This window comes from Paraburkholderia terrae, from assembly GCF_002902925.1.
Classification (GTDB): domain Bacteria; phylum Pseudomonadota; class Gammaproteobacteria; order Burkholderiales; family Burkholderiaceae; genus Paraburkholderia; species Paraburkholderia terrae.
In genome coordinates this window covers 1,400,425-1,421,455 of the sequence record NZ_CP026112.1, presented here as the reverse complement: position 1 = coordinate 1,421,455, position 21,031 = coordinate 1,400,425, and the positions used below count along the sequence as shown (strand labels likewise).

General features: G+C 61.3%; 23 protein-coding genes. 9 read left to right on the top strand and 14 right to left on the bottom strand.

Annotation, left to right across the window (positions count from 1 at the left end; genetic code table 11):
• Positions 1–56 precede the first annotated feature (56 nt).
• The 3 genes from C2L65_RS22585 (at position 57) to C2L65_RS22575 (ending at position 2,119) form a co-directional block, all read left to right on the top strand.
• The gene (locus C2L65_RS22585) at positions 57–710 is read left to right on the top strand and encodes a helix-turn-helix domain-containing protein (RefSeq protein WP_042314480.1); all 654 of its coding nucleotides are present in this window, start codon (positions 57–59) and stop codon (positions 708–710) included.
• 61 nt (positions 711–771) lie between these two features.
• Positions 772–1,167: an ester cyclase gene (locus C2L65_RS22580; RefSeq protein ID WP_042314479.1), complete on the top strand. Its 396-nt coding sequence runs from the start codon at positions 772–774 to the stop codon at positions 1,165–1,167.
• 46 nt (positions 1,168–1,213) lie between these two features.
• Entirely contained in the window at positions 1,214–2,119 is a 906-nt protein-coding gene (locus tag C2L65_RS22575) for an NHL repeat-containing protein (RefSeq protein WP_233446595.1), read from the top strand.
• Between the two features lie 23 nt (positions 2,120–2,142).
• Here C2L65_RS22575 and C2L65_RS22570 read toward each other — a convergent pair whose 3' ends face one another.
• On the bottom strand, positions 2,143–2,568 hold the full coding sequence (locus C2L65_RS22570; protein WP_042314477.1) for a TOBE domain-containing protein: 426 nt from the start codon (positions 2,566–2,568) through the stop codon (positions 2,143–2,145).
• 252 nt (positions 2,569–2,820) lie between these two features.
• Here C2L65_RS22570 and C2L65_RS22565 point away from each other — a divergent pair, with 252 nt between their 5' ends.
• The 3 genes from C2L65_RS22565 (at position 2,821) to C2L65_RS22555 (ending at position 5,798) form a co-directional block, all read left to right on the top strand.
• Entirely contained in the window at positions 2,821–3,480 is a 660-nt protein-coding gene (locus tag C2L65_RS22565) for a M24 family metallopeptidase (protein ID WP_042314476.1), read from the top strand.
• A 6-nt stretch (positions 3,481–3,486) separates the two neighbouring features.
• On the top strand, positions 3,487–4,404 hold the full coding sequence (locus C2L65_RS22560) for a LysR family transcriptional regulator (RefSeq protein ID WP_042314475.1): 918 nt from the start codon (positions 3,487–3,489) through the stop codon (positions 4,402–4,404).
• 191 nt (positions 4,405–4,595) lie between these two features.
• The gene (locus C2L65_RS22555) at positions 4,596–5,798 is read left to right on the top strand and encodes an NAD-dependent formate dehydrogenase (protein ID WP_042314492.1); all 1,203 of its coding nucleotides are present in this window, start codon (positions 4,596–4,598) and stop codon (positions 5,796–5,798) included.
• 68 nt (positions 5,799–5,866) lie between these two features.
• Here C2L65_RS22555 and metE read toward each other — a convergent pair whose 3' ends face one another.
• Positions 5,867–8,158, bottom strand: coding sequence for a 5-methyltetrahydropteroyltriglutamate--homocysteine S-methyltransferase (gene metE / locus C2L65_RS22550; RefSeq protein ID WP_042314474.1), 2,292 nt, complete (start codon positions 8,156–8,158; stop codon positions 5,867–5,869).
• A gap of 64 nt (positions 8,159–8,222) precedes the next feature.
• Between metE and C2L65_RS22545 the strand changes: the two genes are divergently transcribed.
• Positions 8,223–9,176 (top strand): LysR family transcriptional regulator, encoded by a 954-nt coding sequence (locus C2L65_RS22545; protein WP_174485098.1) that lies wholly within the window; start codon positions 8,223–8,225, stop codon positions 9,174–9,176.
• A gap of 77 nt (positions 9,177–9,253) precedes the next feature.
• On the opposite strand, the gene C2L65_RS22540 is transcribed toward C2L65_RS22545, so the two are convergent.
• Together C2L65_RS22540 and C2L65_RS22535 are read right to left on the bottom strand one after the other, a co-directional pair.
• Positions 9,254–9,742 carry a VOC family protein gene (locus tag C2L65_RS22540; protein WP_042314472.1) on the bottom strand — a complete coding sequence of 163 codons (489 nt, stop codon included), beginning with the start codon at positions 9,740–9,742 and terminating at the stop codon, positions 9,254–9,256.
• Positions 9,739–10,602, bottom strand: a complete 864-nt coding sequence (locus C2L65_RS22535) for an alpha/beta fold hydrolase (RefSeq protein WP_042314471.1) — start codon at positions 10,600–10,602, stop codon at positions 9,739–9,741. The genes C2L65_RS22540 and C2L65_RS22535 overlap by 4 nt, the downstream gene beginning before the upstream one ends.
• Before the next feature lie 370 nt (positions 10,603–10,972).
• Between C2L65_RS22535 and C2L65_RS22530 the strand changes: the two genes are divergently transcribed.
• Positions 10,973–11,437: a DUF3331 domain-containing protein gene (locus C2L65_RS22530; RefSeq protein ID WP_042314470.1), complete on the top strand. Its 465-nt coding sequence runs from the start codon at positions 10,973–10,975 to the stop codon at positions 11,435–11,437.
• Here the strand turns inward: C2L65_RS22530 and C2L65_RS22525 are convergent.
• The 3 genes from C2L65_RS22525 to C2L65_RS22515 form a co-directional block, all read right to left on the bottom strand.
• Positions 11,409–12,521 carry a porin gene (locus C2L65_RS22525; protein ID WP_042314469.1) on the bottom strand — a complete coding sequence of 371 codons (1,113 nt, stop codon included), beginning with the start codon at positions 12,519–12,521 and terminating at the stop codon, positions 11,409–11,411. The two genes, C2L65_RS22530 and C2L65_RS22525, sit on opposite strands and share 29 nt — an antisense overlap.
• A 118-nt stretch (positions 12,522–12,639) precedes the next feature.
• Positions 12,640–12,963 (bottom strand): putative quinol monooxygenase, encoded by a 324-nt coding sequence (locus tag C2L65_RS22520; RefSeq protein ID WP_042314468.1) that lies wholly within the window; start codon positions 12,961–12,963, stop codon positions 12,640–12,642.
• Between the two features lie 31 nt (positions 12,964–12,994).
• Positions 12,995–13,621, bottom strand: coding sequence for a flavodoxin family protein (locus tag C2L65_RS22515; protein WP_042314467.1), 627 nt, complete (start codon positions 13,619–13,621; stop codon positions 12,995–12,997).
• Between the two features lie 162 nt (positions 13,622–13,783).
• Here C2L65_RS22515 and C2L65_RS22510 point away from each other — a divergent pair, with 162 nt between their 5' ends.
• Positions 13,784–14,368, top strand: a complete 585-nt coding sequence (locus C2L65_RS22510; protein WP_042314466.1) for a TetR/AcrR family transcriptional regulator — start codon at positions 13,784–13,786, stop codon at positions 14,366–14,368.
• A 31-nt stretch (positions 14,369–14,399) separates the two neighbouring features.
• Here the strand turns inward: C2L65_RS22510 and C2L65_RS22505 are convergent, their stop codons facing one another.
• The 7 genes from C2L65_RS22505 to C2L65_RS22475 all read right to left on the bottom strand — a co-directional run bounded on the left by C2L65_RS22505 (position 14,400) and on the right by C2L65_RS22475 (position 20,750).
• On the bottom strand, positions 14,400–15,203 hold the full coding sequence (locus C2L65_RS22505; protein WP_042314465.1) for a family 1 encapsulin nanocompartment shell protein: 804 nt from the start codon (positions 15,201–15,203) through the stop codon (positions 14,400–14,402).
• Positions 15,196–16,266: a Dyp-type peroxidase gene (locus C2L65_RS22500; RefSeq protein ID WP_042314464.1), complete on the bottom strand. Its 1,071-nt coding sequence runs from the start codon at positions 16,264–16,266 to the stop codon at positions 15,196–15,198. Before C2L65_RS22500 ends, C2L65_RS22505 begins: the two co-directional genes overlap by 8 nt.
• A 246-nt stretch (positions 16,267–16,512) precedes the next feature.
• Complete coding sequence (fae, locus tag C2L65_RS22495) at positions 16,513–17,046, bottom strand: formaldehyde-activating enzyme (protein WP_007746889.1); 534 nt, start codon at positions 17,044–17,046, stop codon at positions 16,513–16,515.
• A gap of 158 nt (positions 17,047–17,204) precedes the next feature.
• Positions 17,205–17,507, bottom strand: coding sequence for a hypothetical protein (locus tag C2L65_RS22490; protein WP_007746891.1), 303 nt, complete (start codon positions 17,505–17,507; stop codon positions 17,205–17,207).
• Between the two features lie 90 nt (positions 17,508–17,597).
• Positions 17,598–18,053, bottom strand: coding sequence for a response regulator (locus tag C2L65_RS22485; protein ID WP_229514401.1), 456 nt, complete (start codon positions 18,051–18,053; stop codon positions 17,598–17,600).
• Positions 18,054–18,138: 85 nt separating this feature from the next.
• The gene (locus tag C2L65_RS22480; protein WP_042314462.1) at positions 18,139–19,692 is read right to left on the bottom strand and encodes a sensor histidine kinase; all 1,554 of its coding nucleotides are present in this window, start codon (positions 19,690–19,692) and stop codon (positions 18,139–18,141) included.
• Between the two features lie 194 nt (positions 19,693–19,886).
• Entirely contained in the window at positions 19,887–20,750 is an 864-nt protein-coding gene (locus tag C2L65_RS22475; RefSeq protein ID WP_042314461.1) for an STAS domain-containing protein, read from the bottom strand.
• Positions 20,751–21,031 lie beyond the last annotated feature (281 nt).

Here is a 21,031-nt window from a genome sequence, read left to right as displayed (position 1 = left end):
TAAATTCTCGTATACGACAAAACCCTTTGTCATCCCTTGAGATTCCGAGCATTGCCATGGCCAGATCCGTCGCACGCAAACAACCCGAACCTGTCGAGCCCACGTCACAGATCGATCACCAGGCGGTCGGCGCGCGGCTGCGCGACGCGCGCAAGGCACGCGGGCTGACCCTGATGCAGTTGTCGGAACAGTCGGGCATCGCCGTGTCGACGATCTCGAAGGCCGAGCGCGGCGACATCGCGCTGACCTACGACAAGTTCGCGGCGCTCGCGCATGCGCTGCAACTCGAGTTCGATGCGATCTTCGGCCGCACGAAGCACACACGGCGCGCGGGCGCGAACGCTATCGTGCCGACGTTCACGGCGTCGGGCCAGCAGATGATTTACGACACGCCCAACTACGAATACGGGATGCTCGCGAACGATCTGACGGGCAAGCGCATGGTGCCGATGCGCGCGCACGTGCGGGCGCGCAAGCTCTCCGATTTTCCCGACTACATTCGCCATAGCGGCGAGGAGTTCGTGTTCCTGCTGGACGGCACGCTCGAACTGCGCTTCGAGACGGGCGCGGTGTTTCAGTTGAAGCCGGGCGATAGCCTGTACTTCGATAGTTCTGTTGGGCACGTGTATCTATGTACGGGGAAAAAGCCGGCGGAAGTGCTCGTGTGTTGCGTGGACACGGACGCGCACCGGCCCGCCGACGCGATCTGAGCGCAACGCCCGGCGCGGGTAACATGGCGGCTTGAGCGATCTTCGGCGAGGGCGATGCGTGATGAACGCGAGCGATCTTTCTGACGTGTACCGAGGTTATATCGACTGTCTGAACCGGCAGAACTGGGCGACGCTGGGGCGTTTCGTCGATGACGATGTGACGTATAACGGTGAGCGCATCGGCTTGTCGGGCTACCGGGCGATGCTGGAGCGGGACTTCCGTGAGATTCCGGATCTCCGTTTTGACATTGCGTTGCTGGTTGCGCAGCCGCCTGTGATCGCCAGCCGGTTGCAGTTCGACTGTTCGCCCAAAGGGACGTTTCTTGGGCTTGCTGTCGATGGAAAGAAAGTCGCATTCACCGAGAACGTGTTCTATGAGTTTCGCGGCGGAAAGATCAGGCAGGTGTGGTCGGTGATCGACAAGGCGGCCATCGAGGCCCAACTCGCGCAGCGCTGAAGCGGAAGTCACGCAAGGAGATTTCATGTTCCGGCTATCGACAGCTATGTCTGAACGTCTTGTTCGCTGCTTGATTGCCGGCGTGATCGCGCAGACGTTTGGCTGCGCGTCGAGCAGCACGGCGACGGATGCGACGCCCGTCGCGCTGGAAGGCGTACGGCCCAACAGCGTCGCGGTCGACGCGAGCAACGGCGCCGTCTATCTGACCGACGATGCGAAAAGCAGCGTGCTTCGATCGTCCGATGGCCGTACGTTTGCCCCTTATGCATCGATCCCTCAATCGCCGGGCCAGGGCATCAGCCTGAGCCAGCTGACCCTCGACGATGCTCGCAATCTGCTGGCCGTGCGCTTTGGATTCGGCAGCGCGAGCGCGGTGTTCGACGTCAAAGGCGCGAATGGCGCAATCATGCTGTCGGGGCCCAATCCCGCTCGCCGTAGGCTCGGCATTGCGGCGATCGGTTCGCAGCAGGCGCTGTCGACGTGGTTCGTCAAGGAAGGCAGCGCACCCGCGACAGGCGGCGTGAGCCTGTTGACCTACGATGCAACTGCGGGCCGCGCCACCGAGCGCGATCTGATCACGGGAATGGGCAAGCCGGTGGGTGTCGTCGTATCGGGCGATACGGTTTTCGTTTCGGATCAGGCGCGCAACGTGATCGTGCGCGCGTCGCTGGCGAACTTGCTGCAGTCTGCGCAACCGGTTGCCGTTGCCGATACGTTCGCGAAGATCGAGAACCCGGATCTGATGGCGGGAGATGGTCACGGCGCGCTCTACACACACTGCAAGAGTGCGTCGTTGTGCAAGGTCGCGCCGGACGGCAGCGTGAATGAAATCGCCACCGACTTTCACGACGCGCGCGGCGTTGCCGCCGATCCGGCGCGACACCGTCTTTATGTCGTCGATCGCGCAGCGGCAGGCGGAACCAGCTACTTGCGGATTCTGCCGCTGCGTTGACGTTGCGCAGAAACGCGGCGTTATCAATCGACGCCGATAATCACGCTCGATGCCTTGAAGATCGCCGACGCGGCCGCGCCGCTCGACAGTCCGAGCCGGTCGACGCTTTCATTGGTGATGATCGCGGCGATCTCCGCACCGCTTGCGGACGCAACGATCACTTCGCTATTCACGGCACCCTTCGTGACGGCCGTGACCGTGCCAGCGACGCGGTTGCGCGCCGACACCTTGCCGTTGCCGTCATCGACCATCACGAGCACCGACGACGCCTTCACCAGCGCAAAAGCCGGCTTGCCGGCTGCGAGGCCAAGCGACGACGCGCTGCCGTGCGTGATCACCGCAACGATGTCGAGTCCGTCCTGGGTGCGCAGCGTGACTTCGTCATTGACGGCGCCGGGTTTGACTTCGGTGATCTGACCGGTGAAGTGATTTCGGGCGCTGGTTCGCATGATGATGTTCTCCTCGAATGGGTCCCGCGTTCGTGCCACGGAAACCCGTAGTGTTAAGCCAACCCGAAGTCTAGCGTTTATACCTATGGCGCTGCCGCCCGTGTTTACACGGTGTGTAAGGCGCTATATCGCGCGACGCAAGTGGCTTCAACTTCGCCTTGATAGGTTCGACGCGCCAAACACGATATATTGACGCGTATATATCGAGCGCACATTTGACATTTTCAGCTAACGACAACGCGGAGCAGTACGTTGAATTCGACACATAAAGAAGCCGTCGGCGAGCATTTCTCGCTGGACGCCATGCAGCACGCAAGAGTCATGACATGGAAGGCCGTCAACGCCATCGCCGCCGACGTGCGGCCGGGCATGCGGGAATCGGAGGCGAATGCGCTGGCGCTGCGCATTCTGAAGGATCTCGGGATGGACCGGATCTGGCATCCCGTACTCGTGCGTTTCGGCGAAAACACGCTGAGAACATTCAAGCAGCGATCGAACGTCGACCCCGTGCTGGCGGACAACGACATTTTCTTCATCGACCTCGGCGCCGTCTGGGCGAAGCACGAGGGCGACGCGGGCGCCACCTTCGTCTGCGGCGACGACCCGGACATGCAGGCGTGCGCGCAGGCGGCGCGCACGATCTACGACGAAGTCGAGCAGCACTGGCGCGCGACGGGCTGCGCGGGCGTCGACCTGTACGTGTACGCGGCGCAGCGGGCCAATGCGCATGGGTTTCGCCTGAACGTCGACATCAAGGGTCATCGTGTGAGCGATTTTCCGCATGCCATCTACAAGGCGGGCGATCTCGGCGACTTCGATGCGACACCCGCTGCGGGCGTGTGGATTCTGGAGATCCAGATTGCGCATCCGACGCGGCCGTTCGGCGCGTTCCATGAAGACCTTCTCGTCTGACGGCCAATGTTCATCCGCCAGCTCGACTACCTCGTCACGTTGGCGCGCGAAAAATACTTCGCGCGCGCCGCCGACGCATGCCATGTTTCGCAGCCGGCCTTGTCGTCGGCGATCCGGGCACTCGAGTCGGAACTCGGGCTGACGATCGTCAATCGCGGGCGGCGCTTCGTCGGCTTCACGGAAGACGGCGAGCGCGTGTTGGGATGGGCGCGGCAGACGCTGGCGACGCTGCAGAACATGCGGCAAGACGCATTCTCTGCACAGGACCGTCTGGTCGGCAAGCTGCGCGTCGGCGCGATACCGACCGTGATTCCCGTCGCGTCGCGCGTGCTTGCGCCTTGCCTGCTCGAACATCCACAGATCCGCTACGACGTGCATTCGCTCAGCTCGGAAGCGATTCATCGGCAACTCGACGAACTCGAACTGGATATCGGTCTCACGTATCTCGACTCAGGCGTGCAGGCGGGCTTTGCCGTGCTGCCGCTGTATCGCGAGCGCTCCATTCTGCTGTCGCCACCGGGCGATCATGCGGATCTCGTGGAAGGTGCATGCAGTTGGCGCGAGTTGTCGGGCCTGCCACTCGGCCTGCTGCCACAGACGATGCAGAACAGGCAGGTGATCAACGCCGCGTTTCGTCGCGAGCAGGTTCAGCCGGAAGTGCCGATCGAATGCGACTCGCTGCTCGCGTTGTACGGACATGTCTTGCACGCGGGCATCTCCAGCATCTTTCCGCACAGTCTGCTGAGCGTGTTACCGGCCGGCGATAACGTGCGTCGCGCGTTGCTGATGCCCGAACTGACACGTGAAATCGGCCTCGTCGCGCGCAATCGCGAGGCGATGCCGCCGCTCGTTGCCGCCTTCTGGCGCTGCGCCGAAGGACTTCGGTTGCAGGACGAATTCGACGCGCTGCTTCCCGTTTGCTGAGTCGTCGCAACTCGACTGCGCCGCGCGAACACACGCGTTGATAAGCGACGCTTATCAGACCATTCGCCCAAACGATTGGACGCACATAGCCGCGCCATCGACACTGCTTCACATCGTATGTGATGTATCACGTCGATATGTCGATAGAGCGCCGGCATGAAAATGCGCTCGACCAGACTGGGGCGAGACGAATGGCTAAGGTTCTTTGTGTGCTGTATGACGATCCCGTCAAAGGAATGCCGAAACAGTACGCCCGCAACGGCGTACCCGAAATCACGCATTATCACGACGGTCAAACGGCGCCGACGCCGAAGGCCATCGACTTCACACCGGGCGAGTTGCTGGGCAGCGTATCGGGCGAACTGGGGCTGCGTAAATACCTCGAATCGCTAGGGCATACGCTCGTCGTGACGTCCGATAAGGATGGTCCGAACTCGACGTTCGAGCGCGAACTTGCCGACGCCGAAGTCGTGATCTCCCAACCGTTCTGGCCTGCGTACCTGACTGCCGAGCGCATCGCAAAGGCGCCGAAGCTCAAGCTCGCGCTGACGGCGGGCATCGGCTCGGATCACGTCGATTTGCAGGCGGCCATCGAGCGCGGCGTCACGGTAGCCGAAGTGACGTACTGCAACAGCATCAGCGTCGCCGAACACGTCGTGATGATGATTCTCGGGCTGGTGCGCAATTACCTGCCGTCGCATGAATGGGTGAAGAAGGGCGGCTGGAATATCGCCGACTGTGTCGAGCGCGCTTACGATCTCGAAGCGATGCATGTGGGCACGGTCGCGGCCGGCCGGATCGGTGCGGCCGTGTTGCGCAGGCTCAAGCCGTTCGACGTGAAGCTGCACTACACGGATCGTTACCGTCTGCCGCTCGATGTCGAAAAAGAACTCGGCGCAACGTGGCACCCGGATGTCGAATCGATGGTGAAGGCGTGCGACGTGGTGACGATCAACTGTCCGCTGCACCCCGAAACGGAAAACCTCTTCAATGAAAAGCTGATCGCGAAGATGAAGCGCGGCGCGTATATCGTGAATACGGCGCGCGGCAAGATCGTCGATCGCGATGCGATCGTGCGGGCGCTCGAATCGGGGCAACTGGCGGGTTATGCGGGCGACGTGTGGTTCCCGCAGCCGGCACCGCGCGATCATCCGTGGCGCACGATGCCGCACAACGGCATGACGCCGCATATTTCGGGCACCACGTTGTCGGCGCAGGCGCGTTATGCGGCTGGCACGCGCGAGATCCTCGAATGCTGGTTCGAGAAGCGGCCCATCCGCGACGAGTATCTGATCGTCGATGGCGGCAAGCTGGCGGGCGTCGGCGCGCATTCGTATAGCGCGGGCAATGCGACGTCGGGATCGGAAGAGGCGGCGCGCTTTAAAACGGCGTAAGGGCGATAACGTTGAAGGCCACCCGCGGGTGGCCTTCAATTTTCGTTACGCGCGGATCGACGAAAGCGTTAGATGCTTTGGCGAAGCGTTTGCGCAGCCGCCACCATGTTCTTCAGCGCGGGAATCACTTCATCCCATGCACGCGTCTTCAGCCCGCAATCGGGATTGACCCACAAGCGTTCCGCCGGAATGCGCCCGGCCGCCTTCTTCATCAGGTTCACGATGTGGTCCTGGCTCGGAATGTTAGGCGAGTGAATGTCGTACACGCCTGGGCCGATCTGGTTAGGATAGTCGAAGTCGTCGAACGCATCGAGCAGTTCCATATCCGAGCGCGACGTTTCAATCGTGATCACATCGGCATCCATGTCGGCGATCGACGCGATGATGTCGTTGAACTCCGAATAGCACATGTGAGTGTGAATCTGCGTTTCGTCCTGCACGCCGTTCGCGGTGATGCGGAACGACTCTACCGCCCATTGCAGATACTCGCTCCACTGCGAGCGGCGCAGCGGAAGGCCCTCACGCAGTGCCGCTTCGTCGATCTGGATCACGCGCACGCCGGCCTTTTCGAGGTCCAGCACTTCTTCGCGGATCGCGAGCGCCAGTTGATGGCACGACACCGAGCGCGGCTGGTCGTCGCGTACGAAAGACCAGTTCAGAATCGTGACAGGCCCGGTCAACATGCCTTTCATCGGCTTCGTGGTTTGCGATTGCGCGTATCGAATCCATTCGACCGTCATCGCTTTCGGGCGGCTGATATCGCCGAACAGAATGGGCGGCTTCACGCAGCGCGAGCCATACGACTGCACCCAGCCGAACTGGCTGAACGCGTAGCCATCCAGTTGCTCGCCGAAGTATTCGACCATGTCGTTGCGTTCGGCTTCGCCATGCACGAGCACGTCGAGGCCAAGGGCTTCCTGTTCTTTCACGGCGCGCGTGATCTCGCGCTCCATCGCTTCCTTGTAGCCTGCCTGATCGAGTTCGCCGGCCTTGTACTGGCTGCGCGCATGACGGATGTCGCTCGTCTGTGGGAAAGAGCCGATCGTGGTGGTCGGGAACGCGGGCAGGTTGAGAATCGCGGACTGCTTTTCTGCACGCTGCGGATAAGCGCTCACGCGCTTGCCGAGCGTCGCGTCGATACGCGCAATCGCAGCCTTGACGGCCGGGTTGTGAACGCGCGGCGACACGCGCCGGCTTTCGATTGCAGCGGCGTTCGCATCGAGCGCACTTGCCACCGACGCGCGGCCATCATTCAGCGCGCCTGCCAGCACCGTCAGTTCGTCAAGCTTCTGCAGCGCGAATGCGAGCCACGATTTGATCTCGTCGCCGAGTTTCTGTTCGCTGTTGAGATCGACGGGCGTATGCAGCAGCGAGCACGAAGGCGCAATCCACAACCGGTCGCCGAGCGAACGGTGCAGCGGTTCGAGCCATTCGAGCACCGCGTTCAGATCGGTCTTCCAGATGTTGCGGCCGTTGATCACACCAACCGACAGCACCGCTGCGTCGGAGAGCTTCGCCGCGACCCGCGCGACTTCATCGCGCGCATTGATCGCATCGATATGCAGGCCGTCGACGGGCAGCTTGCACGCGAGTTCCAGGTTGTCCTGCAACTGCCCGAAGTAGGTGGCGAGCAACAGCTTGACGCGGCGTGCCGACAGCGCATCGTAGGCGGTGACGAACGCGTCGCGCCACTTCGCGTCGAGTTCCGTCACGAGCACGGGCTCGTCGATCTGCACCCAGTCGATGCCTTGCGCCGTGAAATAGTCGAGCAACGCCGCATACACGGGCAAGAGGCGCGGCAGCAGCGCGAGCTTGTCGGAGTCGTCTTTTGCCTTGCCGAGCCACAGATACGTAACGGGCCCGATGATGACGGGCTTCACGTTGACGCCGAGCGCGCGGGCCTCGTTGATCTGCTGGAGTAGACGCGAAGGGTCGAGCGAGAACTGCGTGTTCGCGTCGAACTCGGGGACGATGTAGTGATAGTTTGTGTCGAACCACTTGGTCATTTCACCCGCCGCCACGCCGCCGCAGCACGCGCTGTGCGCTTCGGCGTTCTGCGCCGAGCGGCCACGCGCGACGCGGAACGCGTTGTCGAGCGCATCGCCGTGAAAGCCACGCACGCGCTCGGGCAAATTGCCGAGCGTGAAGCTCATGTCGAGCACCTGGTCGTAGAACGCGAAATCGCCGACGGGCACGAAGTCCAGACGCGCCTGATCTTTCCAGTGACGCCCGCGAAGCTGCGTGCCGATGGCCTTTAGCTCGTCGCGCGTCGATTCGTTCTTCCAGTATTCCTCAAGTGCGAATTTCAGTTCGCGTTTCGCGCCGATGCGCGGAAAACCCAGATTGTGTGTCGTGACCATCGCTATTCCCCGTTCGGATAATGAATCTGGAAGCGATGATAGAATTTTCGATGTATGAATGAAAATGGATTTATTTCATACATCGATTAATTTTGCTCATGGAGCCGCAATGCTGGAGCGCAGTCATCTGATGGTCGTCAGGGAAGTGGAGCGGCAAGGTTCGCTGACGGGCGCCGCCGACGTGCTGAATCTCACGCAATCGGCGTTGAGCCACACGGTGAAGAAGCTCGAGCAGCAACTGGGCACGCCCGTGTGGACCCGCGAGGGCCGATCGATGCGTCTCACGCAGGCGGGCCAGTACCTGCTCGGTCTCGCCAACCGGCTGCTGCCGCAATTCGAGCTCGCGGAAGAACGCATGAAGCAATACGCGCAGGGCGAGCGCGGCACGTTGCGCATCGGCATGGAATGTCATCCGTGCTATCAGTGGCTGCTAAAGGTGGTTTCGCCGTATCTCGCGCGCTGGCCGGATGTCGATGTCGACGTGAAGCAGCGCTTTCAGTTCGGCGGCATTGGCGCGCTGTTCGGCTATGACATCGATGTGCTCGTCACGCCCGATCCGCTGAAAAAGCCCGGTTTGCGCTTCGAGCCGGTGTTCGACTACGAGCAGGTGCTGGTCGTCGCGGACGAGCATGCTTTATCCAGCGAGCCTTATGTGACGCCAGAGCAACTCTCGGCGGAAGTACTGATCACCTATCCCGTCGAAACCGACCGGCTCGACATCTACACGCAGTTCCTGACGCCCGCGAACGTCGTGCCGAGACGGCACAAGGTGATCGAGACCACCGACATCATGTTGCAGATGGTCGCGAGCGGACGCGGCGTCGCGGCGCTGCCGCGCTGGCTCGCGGAAGAGTACGCGGGATGGATGCCGCTCACGCCGCTGCGCCTGGGCAAGAAGGGCATCGCGAAGCAGATTTTTCTCGGCACGCGCGAGGCGGACGATGCGATCGATTATCTGAGCGCGTTCGTCGCGATGGCGCGCAAGGCGGATTGGACCGGGGCGCGGTTTCGGGAGTAGGGCGTGCCGAATGGAAAAGTGCTCACGACCGATGTCGCGAGCGCTTTGCCTACACGTTTTCCGTCTCTAACGGCTAGTCACGATACCGATTGCGGTTGCAGAAACTCTAGCGTCACGCCGTCCGGTCCACGGACATAGACGAGCCTCAGACCATCGCGCTCGCCGCCTTCGACACGCTGCGGCGGCCCGACGGGGTGCCATCCCGCTTCGCCGATCCGTTCCAGCAGTGCGTCGAGATCATCCACATACATGGCAATATGGATGAAGCCCGCGTCGCTGGCTCGCGCGTGAATGGTCGTGCGGTCGGCGGGCGCGTGGTACTCCAGCAACTCGATCTGATGCCCGTAGCCTTCGACCATCGCGAGGCTCAGTGCCGCGCCTTCGACACCGACGAGATTCTCAATGAACGCATCGTTCTCGAAATCCCACGTATAGAGGTGCCGAAAACCCAGCACATCGACCCAAAATCTCAGCGAGTCCTTCAGCGAAGATACCGTGATGCCCGTGTGGTCGACGCGGGACAGCGTGAACGCACGTTGCCCCTTCGTGTCTGTCAGCGAACTCATGCCTGCTCCCGGTCCGTGCGTTGCCAGAATGTGCGCAGTTCCTGCGAAATGAACGCTGTCTTCTCTTCGAAGACCCAGTGGCCGGTTGCTTCGATTACGCCGCCACTAACGTCGACGCCAATCGCTTTCGCGCTGTCGTAGGTGTGAGAACCGAACGAGTGGCTGCCGCCCCACGCGAGCACGGGCACTTTCAGCTTCTCTCTGGCGAGTTCCGCCGTCTGCTCAGCCATCTGCGGGATATAGCCATAGTGATTCAGGCTCGCCCGCAGGTTGCCTGGCTGCTTCATTTGCATCACATAGCGCTGCACGTCCTCTTCGGGAATCGCATCCGGGTTGTAGGCAAAGTCGCGGAAGAAATGACGCAGATATTGTTCTTCACGTCCTTCGATCAGAAAGCGCGTAATGTCCATATTCATGTGCATGCCGAGGTGCCAGTACGGCACACGCGGATCGACGTAGCCCGGGAAGTCGAGACCGAAGTAGGGTGTTTCGATCGTCGACAGCGAGATCGCGCGGTCGCCAGCCATGTACGCAAGCGCCACCGACGGCGGCCCGCCGAGATCGTGACTCAGGATATGAAAGCGCTCGACGCCTTCCACTTCGAGCAGATCGAGCATGTCCTGCGCGATCGTTTTCGGCTCGTAACCGGAATAGGGCTTGTCGCTGTCGGCATAGCCGCGCAGATCCGGGACGATGAAACGGTATTCGCCGCCTGTCGCCTCGATGACGGGAAGAAACTCGCGGTGGTTTTGCGGCCATCCGTGCATGGCGAGGACAACGGGGCCGGTGGGATTTCCCGCCGTAACGTAGTGGAGCGTGATGCCGTTCACTTTCGCGCGCTTGCTGGTCAACTTTTCCATGATCGTTCCTGCTGAGTCAAAGTACCGAAGGAAATGTCGTGTCGGCGGTGGCCGTCGACGACCGCGCTTTACACGACTCTAACGGAAGCAATGCTTGCTTGGACCTCTGCATCGCGCCGTGTTAAAAACATTATGGACCAATCGGTTTCCAATGACATGCATGGATGTCGATGGAAACGTTCTGGATCATCGAACGAGTTGCATTGCAGTCAGCGTTTACATTGTGGACCAAATGGACCATAATCGACTTAAAATAGACTGACACCTTCTGCAGGCACAGGCGTCAGAACGGAGACGGGGAATCCGAACCGTGGATCACGCGGAGCGCCGCGTAATCCATCCACACACACGTTGCGATGGAGCGGGATAGATGACCAGTCAGTCTGAAGACGACATCGTTCGACGCGCGCTGCTCGGCGTATTGGTGCCGAATCCGCAGGCCCTGCAACTGACAATCCGGGTGCACTGCGCACTGAAGAAAAAACGGCGCCTGCCGAGGCAGCTAATCAACAAGGCATTCAGTCCCGCCGAGCTCGAAGCGCCACCTTCGCGTGTCTCGATTCTGGAGCAACTGTCATCGAAGTCTCTGAGCGTGTACTGGAGTGATCCGCGCTCGGGCCATTACGCGAACCAGGTATGGCGTATCGGCATCGCGCGGATCGACGCGTATTGTGCGTTGTCGGGCATGCCGATTTGCCGCGGCGATGCCGTCTATCGTCCCCGCGTCAGCCCGACGTATTTGCCGGCGAATCACAACAGGATGATTCTGGCCGCCGTAGTGCCTGAACTGCCCAAAGCGAGAGCGCTCAAAAGCGAGTCTGGAGGCCTATTCTGACGAGCGCCTGATTCTGGCTCGAAGAGCCGCCATCGGCCTGCAACAGGCCGTTTATCCATGCCTGGGCGTCGTTGTCGCCGCTGGCGCGTTGATAGATGGCTTCTGCGTAGGCCGTGGTGCGCTTCGAGAAGTTGTACTGGATAGCGGTCGTGATCTGGTGTGCGTGGTTGTGTTGCAGTTCGGCATTGCCGCGCATGAACTGATAGTCAATGCCGTACGCCCACGGACCGGCAGGCTGCCAGTATCCGCCGACCTTGTAGACATCGACGGCGCCGCCCGATTGCGTATTGCGCGTGTTCGTGTACAGCAGCATGGCGAGCAGTTGACGAAACTCGTAATGCGCGCCGACGCCGTAGTTCCTGATGCTCCCATAGCCACCGTCGAGTTCGGGATAGCGCACGTCGACGTAGGCGGCGCCCATTGCGAAAGGGCCGCGCACGTAGCTGGCGCCGAAGCTCATGGTCGAGTCTTTGGCAAGCGAACCGGGCGCGCCGCCAAAACCGTACAATGCGCCCGCCTGCATGCCCGCCATTCTGGGTGTCTCGTACCGGACTGCATTCGAGACGCGCGTCGCACCCGCCATGCGGTCGAAGTCGAATGCACCCGTGGGATTCTCCGGCACACCGAGCGCGGAGAAGGGACCTTGCCGGAATCCGTACAGGCCGCCGTAAAGGAATGCGCCGTCGAACCGGTTGAGCGTCAGTGTCGAGAACATGAAGTCGTACTGCGTCCCGAACGTGACGGTTCCCCAATGGCTGTTTTCGATCCCCACCAGTGCCGTGCGGTTGAATATGTCGCCGGCTTGCGGGATGGTCTGTCCCGTCCCGAGATCGAATTGCGAAGTCAGTTCGAACAGTGCTGAATTTCCGCCGCCCAGATCTTCGCGCCCTTTGATAGTAAGCAGGTTCGGCGCCAGAATGCCACTATCGAATAGCACGCTCCTCGCGCCATTCTGATTGCTGATGTAATCGACACCGCCATCCATGTGGCCACTGATAGACAACGACGATTGCGCATGGGCAACGCCGAGCGTGATGCTGGAGAGCGCAAGTCCGCCAAGTCGTCTGAGAACCGGGTTGTTCATGATGGGCCAGGGTCGCACGAGACTACGGAAAACGCGTGCGGTGGCGAGCCTCTTTCAGAGGCCGTCACCGCGATCGAATTATGTGGACGGGACAGCGTGACCGCCGCCCGTTCATTCATTAGTTGACTGCACGCTCGTAGCCTTTGATGGGCTCGAGCCATTCGATGCGCCGCTCGGACTTCAACAGGTTCTTGAGCTTGCCTTCATAGTCAACCCGATAGTCTTTCTTCAGGTGATAGTCGACAAAGTACTCCGCGCTGCACGCCCAGGTTTCATAGAGTACCAGGGTATCGGGATCTTCTGTAGACCGATGGAGGTAAGTGTTCACGAAATCCGGCTCATGCGACATGGCGTCGAGCACCTTCACGAGGCTCGAATAAAGTTCTTCGCGTGCTTCCGGCTTACCGGGCAGACGGACGATGAACGAAATGGTTTCGGACATGGAGAGGCTCCTGCATTTGAACGAGGGGAGATTAAACGGCGGCTTCAGCGGCATTCAGCACGGCGCGGCCCGCAGCAAGTTGCGCGGCCACTGCCGCCACGCGGGCGCCGAGAAATTCAGCGGTGCGCAGATCGGCGTCGGGCGGCGTGACGTCGGCACTTTCGTCGGCGTTCGATTGCGCCGCGGCACCGAGAAAGAAGCCGTGACGGTTTAACGTTTCTTCCGTCGATTTCGAATGATTGTGTCCGGGCGGGAGGCCAAGATTGACCCAGTGCATCCGGTGTTGCGCGGCAAAGATCGCGATCTGCTGAAGCGTCGCCAATTTGTCGCCGGAGCGCGATGCCGCGTTGGTGAAGCCAGCGGCAACCTTGTCCGCCCACTTGCTTCCCTTGGCGAAGACATTGCGGGATGTCGCGTCCATGAACTTCTTGAACTCGGCCGATGCGCTGCCCATATACGTCGGCGCGCCGAAAACAATGCCGTCCACCTGTTCGAGCGCGTCCCAATGTCCGTCGATATCCTCGACGCGGATCAGCAGGCCCTCGACGCCCTCGACGCTGCCCGCGCCGCGTGCGACAGCCTCCGCGACCTTCCGTGTGTGTCCGTAGCCGCTGTGGTAGACGACGGCGATACGCGTTTCTTGCAATCCCTTCGACATGGTCTGCTCCGTGTTGAATGTCACTGCCGGTGACGATGGAGCGAATTATGGACCAATCGGTTTTAAATGTCGTTCGAAGGTCCTGGCCGTAACGTTCGATTGCATCGAACGAGGTTGGGAACCGTCTGGTCTACAATGTCGGCAGAGATAGAAGGAGTTGAAATGGCACGTCCACGAGAGTTCGATGAAGACTACGTTCTCGATCAGGCCTTACATGTCTTCTGGGACAAGGGCTACGACTCGACCTCGCTAGCCGATCTTCAGGAAGCGACGGGACTCACGAAGTCCAGCCTGTACAAGGCGTTCGAAAGCAAGGAAGGACTGTTTCGACGGGTCGTCGAGCGCTACCATCGCGACCATCTGGGATTTCGCGTGCATGCGCTGGCGCAACCGACGCCGAAGCGGATCGTCGAAGCGCTGCTCGATGGCATCGTCGAGCTTCATACGGGAAAGGACACGCCGTCCGGTTGCCTGGTGACATTGGCGGCGCTGGCGTGCAGCGGGGACGCGCGCCCGCTAGGCGATGAACTGTCGGAAAGCCGTAACGCATTCGAGCGCCGTTTGCGCGCCCGCTTCGAGGCCGTGAAGGATGCGGGCCCGCTGCCCGCAAGTATGACGAGCCATGATGCGGCCGCGTTCATATCGACGTTCATTCAGGGCCTGGCTGTGCAGGCGCGAGGCGGTGCGACGCGGCGCCAGCTTCGTCAACTGGTCGCCGCCGTGCTGAAGAGCTGGCCTGACAAGTGAAGCTCAGCGCATCGCGCGCTGAGCCTGGCGCTTACTCCGCCGGCACCACAGATACCGACGCCTCGCCCGTCAGCATCAGGAAGGTCAGCGTTTCACGCAGATAGAGGCGCACGGCCGAATCCGTATGGCTTTGATAGCCAATCGACACGTCCTGCCCGAGATGCAGCTCGTAGTCGCCGCCGCGCATCGACAGCACGCTGCCGCCTTCGATAGCCGGCGCCCAGATGATGTCGCCGTTCACGAGCCGTTTGATGTGTTCGAGCACGGGATAGCCCTGATCGCGCGCTTCGCCGAGCGCCGTGTACGCGTCGGCGCCCAGCAGCACGGAGTAGGGGCCGTCGACGCCCGCCAGCCGCAGCTGCTGCAGCGCGCCACCGATTGCATCCGGGTAGTCCGCGACATCGGCGGGCAGCGTGAGCGACGCATTCGACGAACCCTCGCGAATCCCGACGATACCCGCCGCCTTGTAGCCGTCGAAGATCGCACGGTCTTCGGCGTACGCGAGTTCCTTCGCGGCATCCTTGGCGGGCTGCCAGTCCGAGTCGTTCGCGCCGCGCTCGACGGCATCGATCGCATCGCGCGACAGTTCGAACGGCACGTTCAGCTGCACGAGCGCCTTGACCTCGGCCAGCTTCGCGATGACGCCGTGATGCGGCGCCGCGATCGTCGTCTGATGGCCCGTGCCGACGCTGGACAGATCGACGCCGCCGGGGCCCTTCACGTCGACCACGCGGCGGCCCGCGACCGAGCGCTTGAACGTACGCGCCACTTCTTCTTCGATTTGCGACCAGGCTTCGCTGGAGATCGGGGCAAGCTCGCGATGCAGGTTATTCATATTGAGAAGTTCCTTTCAAAGAGCCAATATTCAGAGAGCCGTCGTGAGTCGGTTCGGCGGATGCGGGGAGGTCGGCGGGCACGTTCGGACTCGCGTCGGCAGCATTGCTCACCGCTTGCGGATCGCGCTCGGCGAGCGCTTCGAGCAGCGGCGCCGAGGGCACGAAGAACAGTCCGCCCGTGGCCGCGCGGCTGAAGTCGAGCAGCCGGTCGTAGTTGCCGGGCGGGCGTCCGACGAACATGTTCTCGAGCATCTTCTCGATCGGATCGGGCGAGCGCGCGTAGCCGATGAAGTACGTGCCGAACTCGCCGGAGCCCGGGCGTCCGAACGGCATGTTGTCGCGCAGGATCTTCACTTCCTGTCCGTTCTCGACGAGCGTCGTCAGCGAACTGTGCGACGAAGTCGGCTTGACGGCATCGTCGAGCTCGATGTCGGAGAGCTTCGTGCGACCGATAATGCGCTCCTGCGTCTCGACGGACAGGGCGTTCCAGCCCGCCATGTCGTGCAGGTACTTCTGCACGAGCACGTAGCTGCCCGATACGAATTCGGGGTCTTCGTCGCCGATCATCGTGAAGTCGACGGCCTCGCGTCCCGTCGGATTCTCTGTGCCGTCGACAAAGCCGACCACGCTGCGCAGATCGAAATAGCGAAAGCCATGCACTTCATCGACGACCTGGACCGACTCGCCGAGCCGGTTCACCAGTTGCGTCGCAAGCTCGAAGCACAGATCCATCTGGTCGGCGCGGATATGCAGCAGGATGTCGCCCGGCGTGGCGATCGCGCGGCGCTCACTCGGGCCGAACTCGCGAAACGGGTGCAACTGCGCAGGGCGGGGCGCGCCGAACAGCTTGTCCCATGCGCCGGAACCGAAGCCGACCACGCACGACAGGTTGCCGGACGGAACGCGCTTGCCGACCGAGCGTACGAGCGCGGCGACGTCCGCGCACCAGGCGCGCGCGGTGTCGGCGTGCGCTTCGCCGTCGACGAGCGTCGCGACGATGAAAATCGCGCTGCGGTTGATGGGGGTGGTGACGGCTTGGGGTTCTGGAATGTCGTTGGGCATCGGACCATGTCCTGTTGAAACCATTGCGGAATGCGTCGTGGCAGAAAAGGTGCCGGATTAGGAGAGTACCGCGAACATGGGGTGTTTGTCGTACGAGAGGACGGGGCGGCCGCGTCGAAAACGCGGCGCTGCGTTCACGTCGGACCGACGTGACGTTATGGTGCTGTAAGCCGCCTTGTTATGCTTTTGCGGAGCGCGCGCGATTTTGCAATCGCACGGCGGGTCGGGTCGCCGGACGCACGACGTTCAACTCCAGTCGTCCATGTCGTGTTTGATCGTATGACGGTTGGCGATCAGCGTATCCACACTCGGCTCGTTGCTCATTGCGCGCTGGATCGCAAGCTTGGTCGCTTCGTAGTTCGTGCGGTACATGTCCTTCTTGTCGAGATTCGCATCTGTGACGCAGCGCGGATCGATCCATACCAGACTGACGATGCAAAGCTCGTTCGCCTGGTCTTTCGGCAAGATGCCTTCGATCAGGCAATCGACGATCGCATCGGCCGTGGCCGACTGCACGACGCCACCGAACAGTTCTATGGTCGCCATGTCTCTTAGCGTCACCTTGGGGACGATCATCGTCGCGGGTCGTACCATCTGGTTGCAGGCGCGAATCGCGAACATCGCCGTGTGGCCTTTGCTCTGCGCCATCATGTTCGCGAACGCATGCCCGACCGGGCCGTCGACGCGGCCGATCAGGATTTCGGGCATGGCGTCCGTCACCTGGCCGGGCGCCGCGAAGACGGTGGCTTCACCGGCGCGGAATGTCAGATCGATGCTCATCGTGGACCTCCTCTTTGATTGGACGACGTTGGAGGTGCGATGAACGCAAGGAAGGTGCCATTGATTTTGCCGCGCCAGAGCAGGGCGGCGGCCGTCGCGCGGTTATGCAATATGTCCCGGGTTCGTGACAGAGTGACAAATAAAAGCGGAGCGCGTGCCTACCCCGTGGCGAAGACAGTCGCGCCCCTATCCTCGAAGTGCGCGGCGCTGCGAATGAAGCGGTACTTCTGGCCGCCAATTTCGAGGTGGTTACGTCCGCAGCGGGTCAGCCTCAGAATGTCGTCGACAATCGAAGCGCTGATCGCACCGTGATAGCGCCAATGATCCTGGGCTTTAGTTGCGTCGCCGACGTATATCGCACAGAGGCCGTCGCACATCTGCATCACAAGCACGCTGCCGCCGTTATCGAGCGATATTTCCAGATACTCGGCCAGCGTCAGCAGTGAGTCCGTCGTCGCCATGATGACTTCCCCAAGAAGAGCGCAGCTTTGCGGGTGTCGTTCGGATTCACCCATCAACCGATCTGCCTGGTGGAGTTGACCCGGTACTTTTCAGGGCCCTACGAGCAACACGCGGATATGCTCGAGAAGCGTATCGAGTAGAACGGGTTTGACCAGGAAGCGATCGAAAACCGGTTCGCCGACGCTGATCGTTGCCGCCGTCCAGAGAATGATCGGTATGAATTCGAGCCTGCTATCGGCCTTTAAAGCGCGGCACAACGCAAGTCCATTCATGCCGGGCATCATCAGGTCGGTAATGACGAGCGCTGGCGGCGACTGCTGGACTTTATGCCACGCGTCCAGACCACCCGTCGCCGTCACGACCTCGAAACCTTCCATGCGCAGAAGCAGTGCCCATGCTTCCAGCGCATCGGTCGCATCGTCAACGAGAAGGATGGCGGGTCTCTCATCTGTGCTGCGGGAAGAAACGTTCACATTGGCCTTCGGTAGACCTGCCGGCTGAATTGCCCGCAGCCCGGAAAGCGCTGCTACATGGTCTTCTCGCACACTGCGTACCCGCGCTTCAAAGATAGGCGATCACGCGCGAATGCACCAAAAAACAGTGAAGATTGCGCGATGATGCGCCAGTCTGTCACAAACGGAACCGCACGTCGATCTTGCTGTACGGCACCGATCGGTCCACGCTCAGCGCGTCACGGCCGAAACCCGAATAGGTTTGCACGAGCCGCAAGCCCAGCCCTGTTCCCTCGGGCGACGGGAAGGTATCGGGTAGTCCGTGCCCTTCGTCCAGGACGCTCAATAGTGCCGAGTCTGGGGCGTCTGCACGTAGCGATACAGAGATCTTTCCGCGCCCATATTTCACCGAGTTTGTGACGAGTTCCGCCGTAATCAGACCAAGCGGGCTCAGGCGCACGGCAGGCACGATGATGGGATCGGCAAGCAGTTCGATCGGCCGCTCACCGATGACTGCCTGCAGGTCGGTAATCAGCCCCTGCAGATAGCGCGCGGCATCGGTCGCCGCGGAGCCGTTGTCCTGATACAGGCGTTGATGGACCGAACCGACCGTCATGACGCGAACGGCTGCCGCCTTGAGCTGTGCCTTGACGGCAGGCTCGGGAGCCAGATTGCCTTGCAGGCCGAGCAAGGTCTGGACGAGCTGAAGGCTGTTGCGCACGCGATGATGGACTTCTTTCATCATTGCCTCGTTCGCGCCGAGTTGCTGCTCCTGATCGCTGATCAGTGCCGCCAGCCTGGCTTCCTGCTCATGACGCTCGGTGACGTCGCGCGAGACGGCAACGAGACGCCCCGGCACGCCATGCTGCGGCTCGATCTTCGACACGGAGACATCCCACCATGTTTGGGCTCCGTCAGCGGCGACGATGGGCGCCTCGAAGCGGGCGGGCGAGTCTGTCCGGGCGTGGGCGACGGCCCCTTCAACGACGGATTGAAATTGTGCCGGCCAAAGCGTCGCCCATTTCACGCCTTGCACGGCGGCAACGTCGGTCACGCCGACATGCGACATCGCGCGAGCATTCATCGACTGCACGACGCCGTCTTCCGTCATCACTGTGACGGGGTCGGGGCTTGCATACAGGATGTCGGTGGACAGTTCTTCGGAGCGTCGTTCTCCGGCTTCGGCGGCCAGCCGCTCAGCCGACATGGCGATGATGTTCGCAACACCTTCGACAAAGGCGATGTCGCTTGCGATGAACGCTTCTTCGTCGGGACTGTCGGCTTCCAGCACGCCGAACGGAGAGGGCACGCCGCGGATCGGCACGTTGATCGCCCGTTTGATGCCGTAGCGCTCGAGCAGTATTGGTGTGCGAAAGCGCAACTCCGATGCGAGGTGATTCGACAGCACGGCCTTGCCGTTGGCGATTGCGTAGCCCGCAGGGCTGCCATTGTCCGCCGACAACCTTGCAAAGCCGATTTCAGCGGGTGACCAACCCACGCCCGCTACGAGCAGAAGATGATCGTGCTCGGGCACGTAGCGCAGCACCTTGACGAAGTGGGAACCCAGGCCGTCGGCCACTGTGCGACACGCTTCGTTCAGCACGGAAGTGAGATTATGTGCGGCGAGGGCGGTCTGACCAAAACAAACGACGAGTTCATGCTGACGCGCAGCCCGCGACGCGGAGCTTCCCATGGACGTCAGGAGGATTTCACTGCTCGGCAATTTTTCCATCTACCGTCTCGCGGACCAGAATGTCTGTGGCGAATTCCCCCGCCAAATTACCACGTGGAAAAGAAATTATCTGCATTCTGCGCGAGTGGATGTGAATCGGTAAAAAGTCCTGTACAGGTTTTGATGGAGGCGATCGGGCGCAGGTCGTTGCAGCGAGAAGAGGTTGCTTGATGTTGTCGCGGGTCAGGCCGCCGTTAAGCGTTGCGCGCCGTGATGCCGGTGCTGGTCGCCTGCGCGATGCGCAGCGCGACGACGAATGCATCGGAAAGCGACGCGCGAGTCGTGATGCCGGACAGATCGACGCCAAGATGCACGACCGTCAGCGCAATCTGCGGGCGAATACCGCTGATAATGCAGTCCGTTCCCATCAATCGCGCGGCCGCCACCGTTTTCATCAGGTGTTGCGCAACGAGGGTGTCCACGGTCGGCACACCCGTGATGTCGATGATTGCGACGGCGGCGCCTGTTTCGACGATTCTCTGCAGCAGGTTTTCCATCACGACCTGGGTGCGCGCCGAATCGAGCGTGCCGACGAGCGGCAGCGCGAGGATACCTTCCCACAGCTCTACGACGGGTGTCGACAGTTCGAGCAGTTCTTCACGTTGCCGGGCAATGGTTGCTTCACGGCTGCGCTGGAAGACTTCTGTCGTATAGAGGCCCAGCGCATCCAGCAGCAGATTAATGGACCAGTTGGCGTCGGCGAGCGCGGTCATGTCATCGCCGAATGCCACGCGCAACTGCGTATAGAGCGGATGCTTCAGCGAGAACACAAATGCCGCGGTTTCGACGGGCGTGAAGCCTTGCCTCGTGCGCTGCTCCGATATCTCGCCCAGGCGTACACGCACGGGCTCCCACTCGGGACGGTTTGCGTCAAGCGTGTCACTCGACCTTAGCGTGTCGAGAAAAACTTCCATGAACCCGGCGAACTGACTGCGCATCTCGGCTTCTGTCGTGAGGCCTCGCCTCAACGACACGGGAAGATGCTGGTCCAACCAGTTATCGAGCAATTCACGTTCGTTCATGAAGCCCGCCAGCGCCTTGCCGGTGAAGTTGTTCATCTGAGCCTGATGAGTGAAAGACCCGCGTGGATGGCGTCCGATGAGCTGACGGATTGATGGGTTGCCGCGCCATGGTACTCCACGCGTGGTCCCCTTGCGCTGCGCATTCCGGCGGGCATCGGCCGCTACCGGAAACGCCCGCTTCAAGCGGTTCGGAAAGCAAAGTTTCACTGTACAAATGCACTAATGCGCGTACGATGGACTGAGTCCTCGCACCTCGCGCTCATTTCGGTTCTCATTTCGGTTATATCGCCCGCCTGAATGCACCGCAACGCTGTCGC